General features: G+C 71.1%; 13 protein-coding genes. 10 read left to right on the plus strand and 3 right to left on the minus strand.

The features are described 5' to 3' along the window. Positions 1-91: 91 nt before the first annotated feature. Positions 92-700, minus strand: coding sequence for a TetR/AcrR family transcriptional regulator (locus ACIBNE_RS38290; RefSeq protein WP_399280177.1), 609 nt, complete (start codon positions 698-700; stop codon positions 92-94). A 193-nt stretch (positions 701-893) separates the two neighbouring features. Between ACIBNE_RS38290 and ACIBNE_RS38295 the strand changes: the two genes are divergently transcribed. The 6 genes from ACIBNE_RS38295 (at position 894) to ACIBNE_RS38320 (ending at position 6,584) form a co-directional block, all read left to right on the plus strand. After that, positions 894-2,447: an acyl-CoA carboxylase subunit beta gene (locus ACIBNE_RS38295; RefSeq protein ID WP_399280179.1), complete on the plus strand. Its 1,554-nt coding sequence runs from the start codon at positions 894-896 to the stop codon at positions 2,445-2,447. Between the two features lie 30 nt (positions 2,448-2,477). Then, on the plus strand, positions 2,478-2,687 hold the full coding sequence (locus ACIBNE_RS38300; RefSeq protein ID WP_399280181.1) for an acyl-CoA carboxylase subunit epsilon: 210 nt from the start codon (positions 2,478-2,480) through the stop codon (positions 2,685-2,687). Between the two features lie 85 nt (positions 2,688-2,772). Then, entirely contained in the window at positions 2,773-3,282 is a 510-nt protein-coding gene (locus tag ACIBNE_RS38305; RefSeq protein ID WP_399280182.1) for a DUF2716 domain-containing protein, read from the plus strand. Positions 3,283-3,428: 146 nt separating this feature from the next. Continuing rightward, a complete protein-coding gene (locus ACIBNE_RS38310) occupies positions 3,429-4,754 on the plus strand; it encodes an NDP-hexose 2,3-dehydratase family protein (protein WP_399280184.1) in 1,326 nt (441 codons plus the stop codon). 28 nt (positions 4,755-4,782) lie between these two features. Then, positions 4,783-5,778: a Gfo/Idh/MocA family protein gene (locus ACIBNE_RS38315; RefSeq protein WP_399280186.1), complete on the plus strand. Its 996-nt coding sequence runs from the start codon at positions 4,783-4,785 to the stop codon at positions 5,776-5,778. A gap of 59 nt (positions 5,779-5,837) precedes the next feature. After that, positions 5,838-6,584: an NAD-dependent epimerase/dehydratase family protein gene (locus tag ACIBNE_RS38320; protein WP_399280188.1), complete on the plus strand. Its 747-nt coding sequence runs from the start codon at positions 5,838-5,840 to the stop codon at positions 6,582-6,584. An 89-nt stretch (positions 6,585-6,673) separates the two neighbouring features. Here ACIBNE_RS38320 and ACIBNE_RS38325 read toward each other — a convergent pair whose 3' ends face one another. Beyond that, entirely contained in the window at positions 6,674-7,741 is a 1,068-nt protein-coding gene (locus tag ACIBNE_RS38325) for a ketoacyl-ACP synthase III family protein (RefSeq protein WP_399280190.1), read from the minus strand. A 75-nt stretch (positions 7,742-7,816) separates the two neighbouring features. Next, positions 7,817-8,566, minus strand: a complete 750-nt coding sequence (locus ACIBNE_RS38330; RefSeq protein WP_399280192.1) for an O-methyltransferase — start codon at positions 8,564-8,566, stop codon at positions 7,817-7,819. Between the two features lie 195 nt (positions 8,567-8,761). On the opposite strand from ACIBNE_RS38330, the gene ACIBNE_RS38335 reads away from it, so the two are divergent. Genes ACIBNE_RS38335 through ACIBNE_RS38350 form a run of 4 tightly spaced genes read left to right on the plus strand, consistent with a single transcriptional unit; the run spans position 8,762 to position 16,915 of the window. Further along, positions 8,762-9,805 carry a ketoacyl-ACP synthase III family protein gene (locus ACIBNE_RS38335; protein ID WP_399280194.1) on the plus strand — a complete coding sequence of 348 codons (1,044 nt, stop codon included), beginning with the start codon at positions 8,762-8,764 and terminating at the stop codon, positions 9,803-9,805. Positions 9,806-9,858: 53 nt separating this feature from the next. Beyond that, the gene (locus tag ACIBNE_RS38340) at positions 9,859-10,125 is read left to right on the plus strand and encodes an acyl carrier protein (protein ID WP_399280196.1); all 267 of its coding nucleotides are present in this window, start codon (positions 9,859-9,861) and stop codon (positions 10,123-10,125) included. 21 nt (positions 10,126-10,146) lie between these two features. Beyond that, on the plus strand, positions 10,147-11,496 hold the full coding sequence (locus ACIBNE_RS38345; protein ID WP_399280198.1) for an NAD(P)/FAD-dependent oxidoreductase: 1,350 nt from the start codon (positions 10,147-10,149) through the stop codon (positions 11,494-11,496). 37 nt (positions 11,497-11,533) lie between these two features. Beyond that, a complete protein-coding gene (locus ACIBNE_RS38350) occupies positions 11,534-16,915 on the plus strand; it encodes a type I polyketide synthase (RefSeq protein ID WP_399280200.1) in 5,382 nt (1,793 codons plus the stop codon). The last annotated feature ends 32 nt before the right edge of the window (positions 16,916-16,947 follow it).

The raw sequence follows: 16,947 nt of genomic DNA on the forward strand, positions 1-16,947 counted from the left end.
ATCCTGTGGCGGGCGGTCGTGCGACCGCGGTTCTCGGGTCGGTTGCGGGTGCCCGTCGCTCAGGCGGCGGGCACCCGGTGCGGGGGTGTCGTCAAACGGTCGGTGCGGGTCCTGTCATGCCGTCCAGCAGCTGTCCGAGCGTCAGCTCCCGCGTCTTGTCCAGCGGGAGCCCCGTGTTCTCGCTGCTCACCAGGGCGGCATCCCCCCGGCGCGCCAGGATCGCGCTGCCGATGAGGGCGCTCATGGCGATGCCGTGGGCGATCTCGAAGGGGCAGTCCTTGCGGAACACCCCTTCGTGCTGGCCCCGTTCGTACAGCTTCTGCAGTTCGACCGGCAGGGCGTTCGACGACGGCAGCGGCAGGGTCTGCCAGTTGTTCAGCGACTCGTGCAGCCAGAGGCCCACCAGGGCGGGCTGGTTCGCGAGGGCGTCGGCGAGCGCGGTGAGCGCCATGGCCATCCCCTCGTAGGGGGGGAGCGTCGCGGCCCGCTGCAGCGCGGGCTGCCAGGCGTTGTGGAGCCCCGTCATCTGATCTTCGAGGGCGGCCTTGTACAGGCCTTCCTTGCTGCCGAAATGGTGATAGATCATCCGCTCGTTGACGCCGGCCCGGTCGACGATCGCTTGGATGCGCGTGCCCCGGAGGCCGAACTGGGCGAATTCTTCCGCCGCTGCCGTGAGCAGGGAGGCCCTACTTCCTGTCATGCAGTAAATACTTACAGAGAATCCTTCGGGGTGCAAGCACCCCGCGTGTCCGCTACGGAGAAGCGCAGTGTAGGCGGAGTCCGTGCCCACTGCCCAAGCCCGCCGCTCGTACCCGACGCCCGCGTCCACCGCTTGCGCCCGACGCTCCAGGCGGGCCCTAGCACTGCTTAAGACGCGGTGTCGACGATGAGGCATGGCACCCACACGAAGTGCTCGTGACGAGCTGCGCGAGATCCGTGCGGAAGCACTGCGCGGACCGGGCGAGCGCGCGACCGAGGCCCAGCACGCCAAGGGTAAGCTGACGGCCCGCGAGCGCATCGAGCTGCTTCTGGACCCGGGTTCGTTCAAGGAGGTCGAGCAGCTGCGGCGGCACCGGGCGACCGGGTTCGGCCTGGAGGCGAAGAAGCCGTACACCGACGGTGTCATCACCGGCTGGGGCACGGTCGAGGGCCGTACGGTCTTCGTCTACGCGCACGACTTCCGGATCTTCGGCGGTGCGCTGGGCGAGGCCCACGCGCAGAAGATCCACAAGATCATGGACCTGGCGATCGCGGCGGGTGCGCCGCTGGTGTCGTTGAACGACGGTGCGGGGGCCCGTATCCAGGAGGGCGTCTCGGCGCTGGCCGGGTACGGCGGGATCTTCCAGCGCAACACCAGGGCGTCGGGTGTGATCCCGCAGATCAGCGTGATGCTGGGGCCGTGCGCGGGCGGCGCGGCCTACAGCCCGGCGCTGACGGACTTCGTGTTCATGGTCCGTGAGACCTCGCAGATGTTCATCACGGGTCCTGACGTGGTCAAGGCCGTGACCGGCGAGGAGATCACCCAGAACGGGCTGGGCGGCGCGGACGTGCACGCCGAGACCTCGGGCGTCGCGCACTTCGCGTACGACGACGAGGAAACCTGCATCGCCGAGGTCCGCTACCTCATCGCGATGCTGCCCTCCAACAACCGCGAGAACCCGCCGCGCGTGGAGCCCGCGGACCGGGCCGACCGGCGCTCGGAGGCCCTGCTCGACCTGGTCCCGGAGGACGGCAGCCTGCCGTACGACATGCGCAAGGTCATCGAGGAGCTCGTCGACGACGGCGACTACCTGGAGGTCCACGAGCGCTGGGCCCGCAACATCATCTGCGCGCTCGCCCGTCTGGACGGCCGGGTCGTGGGACTGGTCGCCGATCAACCCCAGGTCTTCGCGGGTGTGTTGGACATCGAGGCGAGCGAGAAGGCCGCGCGGTTCGTGCAGTTCTGCGACGCGTTCAACGTGCCCCTCGTCACGCTCGTCGATGTGCCGGGGTTCCTGCCGGGCGTCGACCAGGAGCACGGCGGGATCATCAGGCACGGCGCGAAGCTGCTGTACGCGTACTGCAACGCGACGGTGCCCCGGATCTCGCTGATCCTGCGCAAGGCGTACGGCGGCGCGTACATCGTCATGGACTCCCGGTCCATCGGCGCCGACCTCGCCTACGCCTGGCCGACCAACGGGATCGCGGTCATGGGCGCCGAGGGCGCCGCCAACGTCGTCTTCCGCCGCCAGATCGCCGCGGCCGAGGACCCCGAGGCGATGCGCGCGCGCATGGTCAAGGAGTACAAGGCCGAGCTGATGCACCCCTACTACGCGGCCGAGCGCGGCCTGGTCGACGACGTCATCGACCCCGCGGAGACCCGCGAGGTGCTCATCGACTCCCTGGCGATGCTCCGCACCAAACACGCCGACCTGCCGTCCCGCAAGCACGGCAACCCCCCGCAGTGAATCCCGGGAATCCCAAGGAGGGAACAGGAGATGAATGCCGCAGAATTCCTGCGCGTCGAGAAGGGGTTTCCGGACCCCGAGGAACTCGCCGCCGTCACAGCGGTCCTGCTCGCCCGCGCCGCGGGCCCGGAAGCGATCGGAGCGGTACCGGCGGGCGGCGACCGGTGCAGGGCGGCCTGGCGCCGACTGGAGCGGGACGGCGGCTTCACGCTGGCCCACAGCTGGCGAGCGGCCGCCTGACCAGGAGGTGCGCGGGTGTGAACGGCCCTCCGCGGATGGTCGGGTGCCCCTGCGTGGGGCGGGTGCCCCTGCATAGACTGTGCGGGTGACAGACGCCCCCGTGATCGCGATGCCAGCTGCTGAGGAACGCCGTCACTGGAACCGCTTCCAAGAGCAGTTCAACTTCCGTCCCGGGAGCGGTTCGACCGCCGGCGCGGGCATCAAGGAGCCGGCGGACTCGGTCACATGGAGCCTCACCTCGATGTTCGAGGCGGCGGACGCCGACCGCGTCGACCGCTTCATCGACGTCGTCGAACGGGGCCTCACCTCCTGCACGAAGCCCGACCACTGGCTGATCGCGCTGGAGTGGCAGCACCCGTCCTACTGGTTCCTGCCGCACCGTGTCGGTGGCGAAGGCCGGCCGCCCTGGCCCCTCGTGCCCATTCCCGACGGGGACTACTACATCATCCTGTCGGAGGACTTCGACTCGGGGGGCTTCGGGCACCCCTGGGAAGAGACCATCTGCCTGTTCGGGCAGGACCTGGTCGAATCCGTCACCGACGAGATCGACGCCCTCCTGGGACCACCGATCCGAAGCTCCGGGCTCCCCGTCTAGCCGAGGGCCCGCACGTCTGGCCTGGCATGTCGGGACCGGTGCGCCCGGCCCGCGCGCTCCGTGCTTTGGAGGCGCACAACCTCCGCTTCAGAGGATCCTGCTGAACTCCTGCCATACGTTCGGGCAGGTTTGTCAGGAGGCTCTGGGTGACTGGAACAGCGACCGACCCACCATTTCGCACCTGGTGGGAGGAGCGGGGGTCGGCCAATCGGTCGGAGGTGACCCGCATCCCCTTCTCGGCGCTCGACGGCTGGGGCTTCGAGCCACAGGGCGGGAACCTCGTGCACGCGAGCGGAAAGTTCTTCACGGTGGAAGGGCTGCGCATCGAGTCGGACGACGGCGGGCAGGCGCGCCAGCCGATCATCCACCAGCCCGAGATCGGCCTCCTCGGCATCCTGGTCAAGGAGTTCGACGGTGTCGTGCACTGTCTGATGCAGGCCAAGATGGAGCCGGGCAACCTCAACACCCTGCAACTCTCACCGACCGTGCAGGCCACCCGCAGCAACTACCTCCGCGTGCACGGCGGGAGCCGCACCCGGTACCTGGAGCACTTCTGGGGCGCGGGCCGCGGCAGGACGCTGGTGGACGTCCTGCAGTCGGAACAGGGCGCCTGGTTCTGGCACAAGCACAACCGCAACATGGTCGTCCAGGTGGAGGACGACGTGCCCGTGCACGAGGACTTCCGCTGGGTGCCGCTGCCCGAGCTCCTGGGCCTGCTCCAGGTGGAGAACCTCGTGAACATGGACGCCCGCACCGTACTGGGCTGCCTCCCCGCGGCCCTGCTGCCCGCCCAGAGCAGGGCGGACGCCTTCACCGACGCGCTGTGCCGCTCGTACGAGATTGGAAGCGGCGCCGAAGAGGCGCTGAGCTGGCTGCTCGACGTGAAGGGCAGGGGCCGGTGGAACACCCGGCTGATCCCGCTGGACGAGACCCACGGCTGGACGCGGCACGGCGACGAGATCGCCGCCGACGACGGCTCGGGCTTCCGGGTCGTCGCGGTCCGGGTGCGGTCCCTCCACCGGGAGGTGCCCGAGTGGACCCAGCCGCTGCTCGCCCCACGGGTCGACGGCCTGGCCGCGTTCCTGGTCCGGCGGACCGGTGACGGCCTGCGCATCCTGGTCCAGGCACGCTACGAACCGGGCCTGTTGGACCACGTGGAGCTGGCTCCCACGGTCCGCACCCCGGCGATCGCGGCCGACGAGGCGGTGCCCTTCCTCAAGGACGTCCTCGACGCCGCCCCCGACCGCATCCGCTTCGACACGGTGCTCTCGGAGGAAGGCGGACGCTTCCACCACGCGCTGACGCGCTATCAGGTGATCGAAGTGGAAAGCGACTTCCCGCACCTGCCATCCGAAGTGGGCTACAGCCACCGATGGATGACGATCCGTCAGCTCATGGAGCTCGTCCGGCACGGACACTACCTGAACATCGAGACCCGCAGCCTGCTCGCCTGCCTGCACAGCCTGCGATGACCACGGCGACGAAGAGAGGGACGCGAGGATGGACCTGACCACCACCAACGCCCCGCTGCGCATCGGAGTGCTGGGCTGCGCCGACATCGCCTGGCGCAACACGCTGCCCGCCGTGCTGCGGGTCCCCGAAGTGCGGCTGACGGCCATAGCCAGCCGGGACCTGGCCAAGGCCCGCACCTTCACCGACCGGTTCGGCGGCGCCCCCGTCGAGGGGTACGAGAACCTCCTCGCGCGCGACGACGTGGATGCCGTCTACGTGGCGCTCCCCACCGCGCTGCACCACCAGTGGGCCGCCCGCGCGATGCTGGCCGGGAAGCACGCCTGGGTCGAGAAGCCGCTCGCCGCCACCGCGGCGCAGGCCGGGGAGCTGGTCCGGCTCGCCCGTACGCACGAGCGGGTGCTGATGGACAACTTCATGTTTCTCCACCACAGCCAGCACGCCGCCGTGGCCAAGCTGATCGCCGAGGGCCGCATCGGCGAGCCCAGGTCCTTCTCCAGCCGCTTCGGGATCCCGCCCCGCCCGGCCGACGACGTCCGCTACGACGCCGACCTCGGCGGCGGCGCGCTGCTCGACGTCGGCGTCTACACCGTCCGCGCCGCCCAACTCGTGCTCGGCGACGACCTGGCGGTCGCCGGATCCGTCCTGCGCATGGACGCGGAGCGGCACGTGGACGTGGCCGGGTCCGCGCTGCTGCACACCCCCGACGGGCGCACCGCCGAACTCGGCTTCGGCTTCGAGCACGGCTACCGCTCGATGTACGCGGTCTGGGGCAGCGAGGGCCGGCTGTGGCTGGAGCGCGCCTTCACGCCGCCCGTCACCCACCAACCGGTGCTCCGGGTCGAGCGGCAGGGCCACTACGAAGAGATCTCGCTCTCCACCGACGACCAGTTCGCCGGACCCGTGAGGGCGTTCGCCCACGTGGTGCGCGAGGGCGCGGACCGGCGCCCCTACGAAGACACCCTGCTGCGGCACGCCGCCCTGATCGACGCGATCAGGGCGGTCGGCCGACCGGCCACCGGCTGACGGAACCGGGGCGGCGCGGCTGCCACCTGCGCCCACCGGCCCGAGGAGAGGACACGTACGTGGAAATCATCGGCAGCGGATTCCTCGCCCGGCATCTCGCCGTGCTCGAAACCGACCACCCGCACGTGACGGCCCTGGCCGCGGGGGTGTCGAGGACGATCGACGTCGGCCAGAGCGCCTACCAGCGGGAGGCTGCGCTGCTCTACGAGACGATCGACGACTGCCGCCGCCTGGACCGCACCCTGCTCTTCTTCTCCACGGCATCGGCGAGCATGTACGGGGGAGTCGGCGCGCCGGGCCGCGAGGACGGCCCGGTGTATCCGCAAAGCCCGTACGGACACCACAAGTTGGCGCTTGAGACCGTCGTCCGCCTCTCCGGAGTGCGCCACCTGATCCTGCGGCTCGGTCACGTCCTGGGGCCGGACCAGCCCGCACACCAGATGCTTCCGATCCTGATCGGCGCGGTGCGCTCCGGCCGGGTCGAGGTGCACCGCGGGGCCTGCCGCGACCTCATCGACGTGGCCGACGTGGTGTCCGCCGTCGACGCGCTGCTGCGGGCCGACGCCCTGGACGAGGTGGTGAACGTGGCCTCGGGGGTCGCCGTTCCCGCCGAGAGCATCGTCGACCACCTGGAGCTGCGCCTCGGCGGCCCGCTGGAGCGCCGGTTCGTGGACCGCTCCAGTCGCTACGAGGTGTCGCTGGACAAACTGTCCGAGCTGACCCGCGGAAAGGCCGGACAGCCGTTCCCCGAGGACTACTACAAGGGCGTGATCGACGCCTGCCTGGAGTCGGCCCCCGGCTCGTGAACCTACGAAAGGCCCACCTCGGGACGGACCGCGAAACGGGCCGAGGTGGGCCTGGGAGGTAGAGACGTACACGTAGACGGAAGGCCTGGTCAGCGCCGCAGTGCTTCCTGCTCGTGGCGCTCGTAGCCCTCGTACGGAGACAGGTCGCCGACCGTCAGCACGATGCAGCTGATGTGGAACCCGGCGGTGCCGCACACCAGCATGAGCCGGTCGCCCCGGGACACCTCGCCCGTCGTGATGAGGTGCTCCAGCGCGTAGACGTGGTCGCTCGCGCCGACGTGGCCGATCGTGCGCCCGTAGTCCCACGTCGACCGGCTGAGCGGCAGACGCAGCTGCTGCATGATGGTCGCGTCGGTCTGTGCCCCGCCCACATTGGCGAACAGCACCTTCGTCAGGTCCTCGGGTTCGATGCCCACGTCGTCCAGCGTCCGGCGCATGACCTTCCGGTACGCCTGGATCTGCAGGCTCTGGAGTTCGAGACCGGTCTGTGCGGACAGTGCGGTGTTCTCCCTGGCACGGGCCAGCACGTCGACCTTGGGCCGCAGCGGAGGGTTCGGCTCCGTCAGGGGCAGGGCGCCGCGGTGGAACCACTCCATCTCGGGGACGGTGGTCGAGTTGACGGCCGACACCTCCGCGATGCCCGGCCGTCGGCCCAGCACGAGCGCGCAGGCCCCGTCGCCGATGGCGATGCCGTAACCGGCGCTCCGCCAGCGGTCGATGGTGGTGGATCCGTCCACCATGGTCGCGGTCGTCAGGAGCGCCGACGCGCCCTCCTCCCGCAGGGCGAGCCAGCCCGCCGCCATCTCCAGCGCGGCCAGCATCCCGTTGCAGCCCTGGTTCAGGATCTGGCCCGAAGTGTCCGGGCAGCCGAGCTCCCGCATGATGTAGCCGGCGGGCGACCACTCCTCCGGTCCGTTCCAGAAGCACGTCGCGTGCAGCAGGATGCCCGTCTCCGCCGCGGACGTGCCGGTCCTGCCGATCGCCTCCCGGGCCGCCGACACGGCCATGTCGACCGGCGGCACCCCGGGGGCGATCTGCACGCTCTTCAGATCACCCCCGGGAAACTCCTCCTCGTGCAGGCCGGCCTCGGCCGGGCTCATCGACTCCGTGGAGCGGTACAGGCCGATCGACTGGACGTGGATGTTGCTGAGCTTCATTCCCTCTCCCATTGCCGGAGGCGTCCACGGTCACGCAGGGCGCTTAAGGCGTTCTTGAGAGCGGGGCGGACGGGCTCAGTCGCGTACCGACAGCTCCAGGCCCGGGACCTCGGGCAGCAGGGTGGCCAGCGGCGAGTCGGCGGGCCGGCGCCTGAGGCTCTCGGCCAGCTTGCGCCGGGTGGCCTCGGGCGGTTGCGAGAGGAGGGGGAGCCAACTGGAGCGGAAGCCGTTCCCGGGGTCCCTGACGTGCGCGACGTAGTCCGGCTCGGCGTTGTCGTTGACGAGGACGGCCCCGGAACGGAGCTGCGGGGTGAGCAACCTGAGCACGTCGAGCGCCAGCGAGCTGCCGCTCTCGCCGATCCAGCCGTTGTCGGTCCCCTGGAACCCGTCGACGATCGCGTAGTCGATCGGTCCGCCGACGTCGGCGAGCGTCTCGCGGGCGTCGCCCTCGCGGATCTCGACGTAGTCCGTGAGGCCGGCCTCCTCGACGTTGCGCCGGGCCTCCTCGACCTTCGCCGGGACCAGCTCCGAGCCGATCACCAGGCCCCCGCCGTTGTCCCGTACGGCCGCCGCGAGGTAGATGAGCGACATGCCGACGGAAGTCGCGAAGTCGACGGCGCGGGTGGCCCGTGCCGCCCGCGCGGTCAGGTAGATGAGGTCTCCGATCTCGGCGGTCACCGAGAGCGGTTGTTCCTGGAACGCGAAGGGGTCGCTGCTCCAGGTGTCGAGGGACAGGGCCTCCCCGAACGATTCGAGGTTGCGCCGGTCGAGCCGGGTGAGGACCCTCACCACCCTCGGGTCGCGCAGCGCCTGGGATGTCGACATGCTGAGCCGTCCTTTCACCTGAATTATCTGGATGGTCGATGCACATACGCTGCCCGAACCGGACTCCCGCGAAGCCGACACGCAGGCGAAAGATCGCCCGGGGGCCGCGGGTTGGCCGAAAGGAATGTGTTCTTAGATCGCCTTAAGGGGTGCCGGGCAGGCTCGTCGCAGCCAGGCAACCAAGGAGGCGCGGTCGTGCGGACGCCCGACGTATTCATCAAGGCGACAGGGAGATTCCTCCCCGACACGGTCAGTGTCGAATGGGCCGTCGAGCAGGGGCACTATCCGGCGCGGGACGCCGAGATACACGAATTGGGCGGCGCCGCCGTCGCCGGTGACATTCCCGCGCCGGAAATGGCGCTGTGGGCCGCCCAGGAGGCCTTCAAACGCTGCGGGCACCGGCCTGACGACCTGGACCTGCTGCTGTACGCCGACTCCTGGCACCAGGGCCCCGACGGCTGGCAGCCCCAGTACCACCTGCAGCGCCACCTCGTCGGCGGCGACGTCCTCGCGGTGGAGATCCAGCACGGCTGCAACGGCATGTTCAGCGCGCTCGAACTGGCGGCGGGCCACCTGCAGGCGGGGGAGCGGCCCCGCTCGGCGCTGCTCGTGGCGTCCGACAACTTCGGTACGCCGCTCATGGACCGCTGGACCATGGGCCCCGGATACATCGCCGGTGACGGTGCCAGCGCCGTGATCCTCACCACCGACCCCGGATTCGCGCGGCTGCTGGCGGTGGGGTCCGTGACGGTGCCCGAGGCCGAGCAGATGCACCGGGGCGCCGAACCGCTCTTCCCGCCCGGCCCGACCCTCGGCCGCCCCTTGGACTTCAGCTCCCGCAACGCCGCCTTCCGCGACCGGTCCCTGTCCGACGGCATGGGCACGGGCGTCCTGATGCGGGTGCACCAGCAGACGCTCATGCTCGTCCAGCGGACCCTGGCCGAGGCGGGGACGTCCGTCGACGACATCACGCGGGTCGCCTACATGAACTACTCGCGCGAAATCGTCGAACAGCGGTGCATGGCGGCCATCGGTCTTCCCATGTCCGCCTCGACCTGGGAATTCGGCAGAACGCTCGGGCACCTCGGCGCGAGCGACCAGATCATCTCGCTGGACCAGCTGGTGACCACCGGAGAACTGGGCCCCGGCGACCACATGCTGATGCTCGGCCTCGGGCCGGGCGTCACGCTCTCGTGCGCCGTCGTGAAAATCCTCGCGCCGGCCCCGTGGCGCGAATGAGAACCAATAGTCCAGCGGGCCCGGGTCGTCGGTCCCATTCCAAGGAAGATGCGATGACAGCAGAAGACTACGCGGCACGACTCCTTCCGTTCATCCAGGACAACCTCCTGCCGAAAGAGCTCGACATCGTCGTGGACGAGGAAACTCCGCTTCTGGAGCTGGGGATTCTCGATTCGCTCAAGACGGCGATCCTGATGAACTACATCCGCAACGAGTTGGGCGTCTTCATCCCGCCGGAAAAGCTCAGCACGGGCAACTTCAAGTCGCCCGGCACGATCATCGCGGTCATCCGAGAACTCGCCGCTGCGAACAACGGCTAGACGACAGCCCAGGAGGAAAGCATGCAGCCCGATTTCGACGCCGCGATCATCGGCGGCGGCCCGGCCGGCTCGGCCATGGCCGCGTATCTCGTCGACGCCGGCATGTCCGTGGCCGTGTTCGAGAGCGAGATGTTCCCGCGGCCCCACATCGGGGAATCGCTCGTCCCCGCGACCATGCCGGTCCTCGACGAGATCGGCGTGATGGACGACGTCGAGGCCGCGGGATTCCCCAAGAAGTACGGGGCGGCCTGGACGTCGGCCGAGTCGCGCGACGTGCCGCACAACGGATTCACCGGCCTCGACCACGACTTCAAGGCCGCCGAGGTCATGTTCGTGGAACGGGACCAGCCCGGAGTCCACCGCGACTACACGTTCCACGTCGACCGCTCGAAGTTCGACCTGATCCTGCTCAAGCACGCGGAGAACCTGGGCGCCCAGGTGATGCAGAAGACCCGCGTGCTCCAGGTCGACTTCGACTCGGACCCCGACGTCGTCGGTCTCAAGTGCCGCATCGGACCGCGTCAAATCGACTTCACGGCCCGTACGGTCATCGACGCGTCCGGCCGGCAGACCATGCTCGGCAACCAGCTCAAGGTGAAGGTCCCCGACCCGGTCTTCAACCAGTACGCGGTCCACGCCTGGTTCGAGGGACTCGACCGCACGGCCATGGCGATCGACCCCTCCAAGCGGGACTACATCTACATCCACTTCCTCCCCGTCGAGGACACCTGGATGTGGCAGATCCCCATCTCGGACACCGTCACCAGCATCGGTGTGGTGACCCAGAAGCACCGGTTCAAAACCGCGAACGCCGACCGCGAGAAGTTCTTCTGGGACATCGTCTCCAGCCGCAAGGACCTCTACGACGCGCTCCAGAACGCCCGGCGGGCCCGCCCGTTCAAGGCCGAGGGCGACTACAGCTACGCCATGCGGCAGATCTGCGGCGACCGGTTCCTCCTGATCGGCGACGCCGCGCGGTTCGTCGACCCCATCTTCTCCAGCGGCGTGAGCGTCGCCCTCAACAGCGCCCGCCTCGCCGCGAAGGACGTCATCGCCGCCCACCGCGCGGGCGACTTCGGCAAGGACCGCTTCGCGACGTACGAGGACAAGCTCCGGCGTGCCGTCCGCAACTGGTACGAGTTCATCTCCGTCTACTACCGACTGAACGTCCTGTTCACCGCGTTCGTCCAGGACCCCCGCTACCGCATCGACGTCCTGAAGATGCTCCAGGGCGACTTCTACGACGACGAGGAACCCAAGGCGCTCAAGGCGATGCGGGACCTCGTGACCACGGTCGAGAACGACCCCGAACACCTGTGGCACCCCTACCTCGGAACGCTGCGGGCCCCCTCGGCAGCACCGACCTTCTGACCACCGACGGCGTCAAGGACGAGAAGGAGCTTGGACCGTGCACAGTCACGACGCTGCCCCCGTGGGCAGTCCCGAGGTCGCCGAAGAGCCCATCGCGGTGCTCGGCACGGCCTGCCGCTTCGCAGGCGGGGCCGACACCCCCGAGGCCTTCTGGGACCTGCTGCTCGACGGCCGTGACGGCATCAGCGAGGTGCCCGACGAGCGGTGGCGCGTGTACGAGACGGCAGGCCCCGACCACGCCGCGGCCCTGCGCGGCGCCACCCGGTGGGGCGGGTTCCTCGACGACATCGAGGGGTTCGACGCCGAGTTCTTCGGCCTCTCCCCGCGCGAGGCGGAGCTGATGGACCCGCAGCAGCGGCTGCTGCTCGAAGTGGCCTGGGAGGCGCTGGAGCACGCCGGCATCCCGCCGCGCGACCTCGCGGGCACCGACGCCGGGGTGTTCGTCGGGATCGGCTCGGACGACTACGGGCGCCGCCTGCTGGAGGACCTGCCGGGCATCGAGGCCTGGACCGGCATCGGCAGCGCGATGTGCGCGGCGGCCAACCGCATCTCGTACGCGCTCGACCTCCAGGGGCCGAGCCTCGCGGTGGACACCGCCTGCTCGGCGTCCCTGGTCGCCGTCCACCTGGCCTGCCAGAGCCTGCGGGCAGGCGAGAGCGACGTGAGCCTCGCGGCGGGCGTGAACCTGATGATCTCGCCCGGCCTGACGCTCACCCTGGACGCGGCGGGCGCGACGGCCCCTGACGGCCGCTCCAAGTCCTTCGACGCCTCCGCCGACGGCTACGGCCGCGGCGAGGGCTGCGGCCTGCTGGTCCTCAAGCGGCTCTCCGACGCGCAGCGCGACGGCGACCCCGTGCTGGCCGTCATCCGGGGCAGCTCGGTCAACCAGGACGGCCGCACCAACGGCATCATGGCGCCCAGCGGCACGGCCCAGGAGCACGTGCTCGACCTGGCCTGCCGACGGGCGGGCGTGGACCCCGCGTCCATCGACTACGTGGAGGCCCACGGCACCGGCACCCGGCTCGGCGACCCGCTGGAGGCCGGAGCGCTCAGCGCCGTGTTCGGGCGGGGCCGACCCGAGGGGGAGCCCTGCCTCATCGGCTCCGTGAAGTCGAACATCGGCCACCTGGAAGCCGCCGCCGGCATCGCCGGCCTCATCAAGGTGACCCTGGCCCTCAGCAACGACGAGATCCCGCCCAGCCTCAACTACTCCGAGGGCAACCCCGCCATCGACTGGGACGCGTCGGGGCTGCGCGTCGTCACCGAACGCACCCCCTGGCCCGCACGCGACCAGCGGCCGGTACGGGCGGGCGTCTCCGGCTTCGGCTACGGCGGCACCATCGCCCACGTCGTCATGGAGCGCGCCCCGGAACCGACCCGCCCCGGCGGCCCGCCGTCCGGCGCCGAAGAGCGCGACGAGGACGCACGACCCGTCCGGGCCGAACGGCTGTTCCCGATCTCGGGCGGTACCCGGGCCGGTCTCAAGGCGTACGCGGGACGCCTCGCCGACCGCCTGGCGGCCGAGGGCGCCGAGCTGCCCATCGAATCGGTCGGCCACACCCTGGCGCTGCGCAGGTCGCCGCTGGCCCACCGCGCCGCGGTGGTGGCGACGGACCACGACGACCTCGTCGCCAAACTGCGCCTCCTCGCGGTCGGCGAGCAGTCCCGCGAAGCCGTCGCCGGGACGGCACCGTCCGATCCGGGCACGGGCGCGGTCTGGGTGTTCTCCGGCCACGGCTCCCAGTGGTCCGGCATGGGCCGTGAACTCCTGGCTTCCGAGCCCGCGTTCGCCGCCGTCATCGACGAGATCGAGCCGGTCTTCCAGGACGAGATCGGATTCTCCCCCCGACAGGCCCTCCTGGACGGCGACTTCGACACGGTCGACCGCATCCAGACCATGATCTTCGCCGTGCAGGTCGCACTCGCCGCCGTCTGGCGCGCGAACGGCGCCACCCCGGCCGCGGTGATCGGCCACTCCGTCGGCGAGATCGCCGCGGCGGTGGCCGCGGGCGGCCTGTCCCCGACGGACGGCGCACGTCTGATCTGCCGCCGGTCGCTGCTGTTGCGGCGGGTGGCGGGCCGCGGCGCCATGGCGATGGCGAGCCTGTCCTTCGAGGAGGCCGCCGAACGCCTCGCGGGACGCACCGACGTGGTGCCCGCCATCGCCGCTTCCCCGTACTCCGCGGTCGTCGCCGGTGACCCGGCCGCGATCGACGCGCTGACGGCCGAGTGGCAGGCCGAGGAGATCCAGGTGCGCCGCGTCGCCTCCGACGTGGCCTTCCACAGCCCGCACATGGACCCCCTGCTCGACGAACTCGCCGCTGCCACAGCCGATCTGACGTTCCGTGAGCCGAGCGTGCCGATGTACTCCACGTCGCGGGACGACCCCCGGTCGCGGCTGCCGCTCGACGGCGCCTACTGGGCGGCCAACCTGCGCAGCCCGGTCCGGCTGCGGGCGGCCGTCACGGCGGCCGTCGAGGACGGTCACCGCGCGTTCCTGGAGATCTCCGCGCACCCCGTGGTCACCCACTCCATCGGCGAGACGCTGTCCGAGCTCGGCCGGGAGGACGCCTTCACCGGCTCCTCCCTGCGCCGCAACCAGCCGGAGCGGGCCACCCTGCTCGCGGCCGTCGGAGCGGCGCACTGCCACGGCATCCCCGTCGACTGGACGCGCCTCCAGCCGACCGGCGGCCTCGTCCCGCTGCCCACCGTGGCCTGGCACCGGCAGCCGCACTGGCGGGAAACCACCTCGGCGGGCACGGGGCAGGGGCTCCAGCACGACCTCGACTCGCACGCCCTGCTCGGCCCGAAGGTCCCCGTGGCGGGACGCCCGATCGAGCTGTGGCGCACCCTCCTGGACGACGACACCCGCCCGTACCCGGGAAGCCACACCATCAACGGCACGGAGATCGTCCCGGCCGCCGTCCTGATCAACACCTTCCTCGACGCCGCCCGGACCGCCGACGGAACCAGGCCCGTGCTGCGCGACATGGCGCTGCGGCTGCCGCTGATCGTCGGTGAGCGCAGGGAACTGCAGGTGGTCAAGGAGGACACCGCGCTGCGGCTCGCCTCCAGGTCCCAGGAGGACGGCGCGCTGTGGCTCACCCACACCACCGCCACCGCGGCCCCGCCGAACGGCGCCGAACCCGAACCGCCCCGGCGCGGGACCGAGGGGCCCGCACCGGCCGAGGCCGACCCGGACGACGTGCAGCGCCACCTGGCCTCGGTGGGCGTGCCCACCATGGGATTCGACTGGACCATCAAGGAACTCGCGCGCGGCGAAGGCCGGTTGACGGCCTGCGTCGTCGTGGAGCAGCCCCAGCGGGCGGAGCCGACCTGGGCGCCGCTGCTCGACGCCGCCCTGTCCATCGCGCCCACCGCGGTCCCGGGCCCCGCCGCCCTGCGCATGGTGGCCTCCTTCGAGGAACTGGCCACGGTCGGCGCGCCGCCGACCGGCCCGGTCACCGTCGAGGTGGCGGCCGATCCGGACCGCGAGGACACCGTGGACGTGCTCGTGCGGGACGCCGACGGACGCACCGCCGCCCACGTGAGCGGACTGCGGTACAGCGGCATGGACCAGGGCGCGATGGCCGCGGCCCACCCCCAGGACCTCGTGTACGAGGTGGTGTGGCGCCCCTTCGAGCCGACCGCCCCCGAGCAGGCCGCCACGGGCCGCCGGATCGTCCTGGTCGGGACGGACGCGCCGGGCGTGCGTGCCCTGCACGCCGCTCTCTCCGCGGCCGGGGCCGAGGTCCGCACGGTGCCGGAGCCGGACCTGCTGGACGGTCTCGCCGGGCTCGACGAGAACACCGACGTCGTCGTGGTGCCGCCGTCCGAGACGGACACCCCGGTCGCGGAGACCGCCGCACGGGCCGCGTGGCAGTTCCTCGCCACGGCGCAACGGATCGCCGCACTCGACACGCTCCGCTTCCCGCGGCTCTGGTGTGTGACCACCGGAGTGCGCGAGAGCCTTCGGGAGACCCACCTCGCGCACTCCACGCTGTGGGGACTGGGCCGGGTGATCGCGGGTGAGCACAGCGAACTGTGGGGCGGCGTGATCGACGTGGCTCCTGGCGACCCGGGCGCCGACGCCGCCACCCTCCTGAAAGTGCTGCACGCGGCGGCGGGCGAGGACGTGGTCGCGGTCCGCGACGGGGCCGCGACGGTCGCCAGGCTCTCCGTCTGCGAACGCGAGCCCGAGGGCGAGCCGCTGGAGTGCCGGGCGGACGGCACCTACCTCATCACCGGCGGCCTGGGCGTCCTCGGCCTGGAGGTCGCCCAGTGGCTCGCCGAGCGCGGCGCCCGCAGGCTCGTCCTCACGGGCCGACGCGGGCTGCCGCCCCGCTCCACCTGGGACGGTCCCGCCGACCAGGAGACCAAGCAGCGGATCGAGGCCGTGCGCGCCCTTGAGGAACAGGGCGTGACCGTCCGGGTGGTGGCCCTCGACGTCACCGACGTCGAGCGGGCCGCCGCACTGCTCGATCCGGACGCACTCGGGCTGCCGCCCGTCCGGGGCGTGGTCCACCTCGCGGGCGTACTCGACAACCGCATGGCCACCACCGTCGACGAGGGTTCGCTGCGCACAGTGCTGCGGCCCAAGGTCGACGGCGCCTGGGCGCTGCACACGCTCTTCCCGCCCGAAGCGGTCGACTTCTTCGTACTGTTCTCCTCCTGCGGCCAGCTCCTCGGCCTGCCGGGGCAGGCCGCGTACGGCTCCGCCAACACGTTCCTCGACGCGCTCGCCGCCCACCGCAACGGCGCACGGGCCGCGTCCGGCGGCACGACCGCGTCCGGCGGCACGACCGCGTCCGGTGGTACGACCGCGTCCGGCGGCAGGATCGTTTCCGGCGGCACGACCAGCTTCGGCTGGACCTCCTGGCGCGGCCAGGGCATGGCGGTGAACGAGGTCGTCGACAGCGAGCTGCGGGCCCGCGGCGTGTGCGACATCTCCGTCCAGGAGGCGTTCGCCGCCTGGGACTTCGCGGAGCGGCGCGGCCCCGGGCACTATCCGGTCCTGGGCCTGCTGCCCGACGAGCCGGATCTGGACCTGCCGTTCCTGAGCGAGGTGCACCGGGCCGAGAAGTCGGCGCCCGCGGCCGGACAGGGCACCGAGTCCTTCGCCGGCCTGCCCCCCGAGGAGCTGCGGACACGCCTGCTGGAAGAGGTGGGCGCGCAGATCGCCGGTGAGATGAAGCTGGCCCTCAGCCAGTTGGACCACCGCAAGTCGCTCGTCGAGCAGGGGCTCGACTCGGTGATGACGATCGTCATCCGGCGGCGCCTGGAGAAGCGGTTCGGGCACAAGCTGCCGGCGACGCTCCTGTGGCACCAGCCCACCGTGTCCGCGATCAGCGAGCACCTGGCCGTGCTGCTCGCCGCGCCCGACGGCACCGCGACGGCGGAGCCCGCGACCGCGGTGTGAGCAGGCGGCGCCCGACGGAGGAGGACCGAGTG

The sequence above is a fragment of the Streptomyces sp. NPDC050504 genome (genome assembly GCF_044458065.1).
Lineage (GTDB): Bacteria > Actinomycetota > Actinomycetes > Streptomycetales > Streptomycetaceae > Streptomyces.

What these genes read in the sequence shown, in the direction of transcription:
- ACIBNE_RS38300 (WP_399280181.1), top strand. Translation starts at nt 2,478, where the DNA reads ATGAATGCCGCAGAATTCCTGCGCGTCGAGAAGGGGTTTCCGGACCCC.
- ACIBNE_RS38340 (WP_399280196.1), top strand. Translation starts at nt 9,859, where the DNA reads ATGACAGCAGAAGACTACGCGGCACGACTCCTTCCGTTCATCCAGGAC.
- ACIBNE_RS38290 (WP_399280177.1), bottom strand. Translation starts at nt 700, where the DNA reads ATGACAGGAAGTAGGGCCTCCCTGCTCACGGCAGCGGCGGAAGAATTC.
- ACIBNE_RS38330 (WP_399280192.1), bottom strand. Translation starts at nt 8,566, where the DNA reads ATGTCGACATCCCAGGCGCTGCGCGACCCGAGGGTGGTGAGGGTCCTC.
- ACIBNE_RS38325 (WP_399280190.1), bottom strand. Translation starts at nt 7,741, where the DNA reads ATGAAGCTCAGCAACATCCACGTCCAGTCGATCGGCCTGTACCGCTCC.
- ACIBNE_RS38345 (WP_399280198.1), top strand. Translation starts at nt 10,147, where the DNA reads ATGCAGCCCGATTTCGACGCCGCGATCATCGGCGGCGGCCCGGCCGGC.
- ACIBNE_RS38295 (WP_399280179.1), top strand. Translation starts at nt 894, where the DNA reads ATGGCACCCACACGAAGTGCTCGTGACGAGCTGCGCGAGATCCGTGCG.
- ACIBNE_RS38315 (WP_399280186.1), top strand. Translation starts at nt 4,783, where the DNA reads ATGGACCTGACCACCACCAACGCCCCGCTGCGCATCGGAGTGCTGGGC.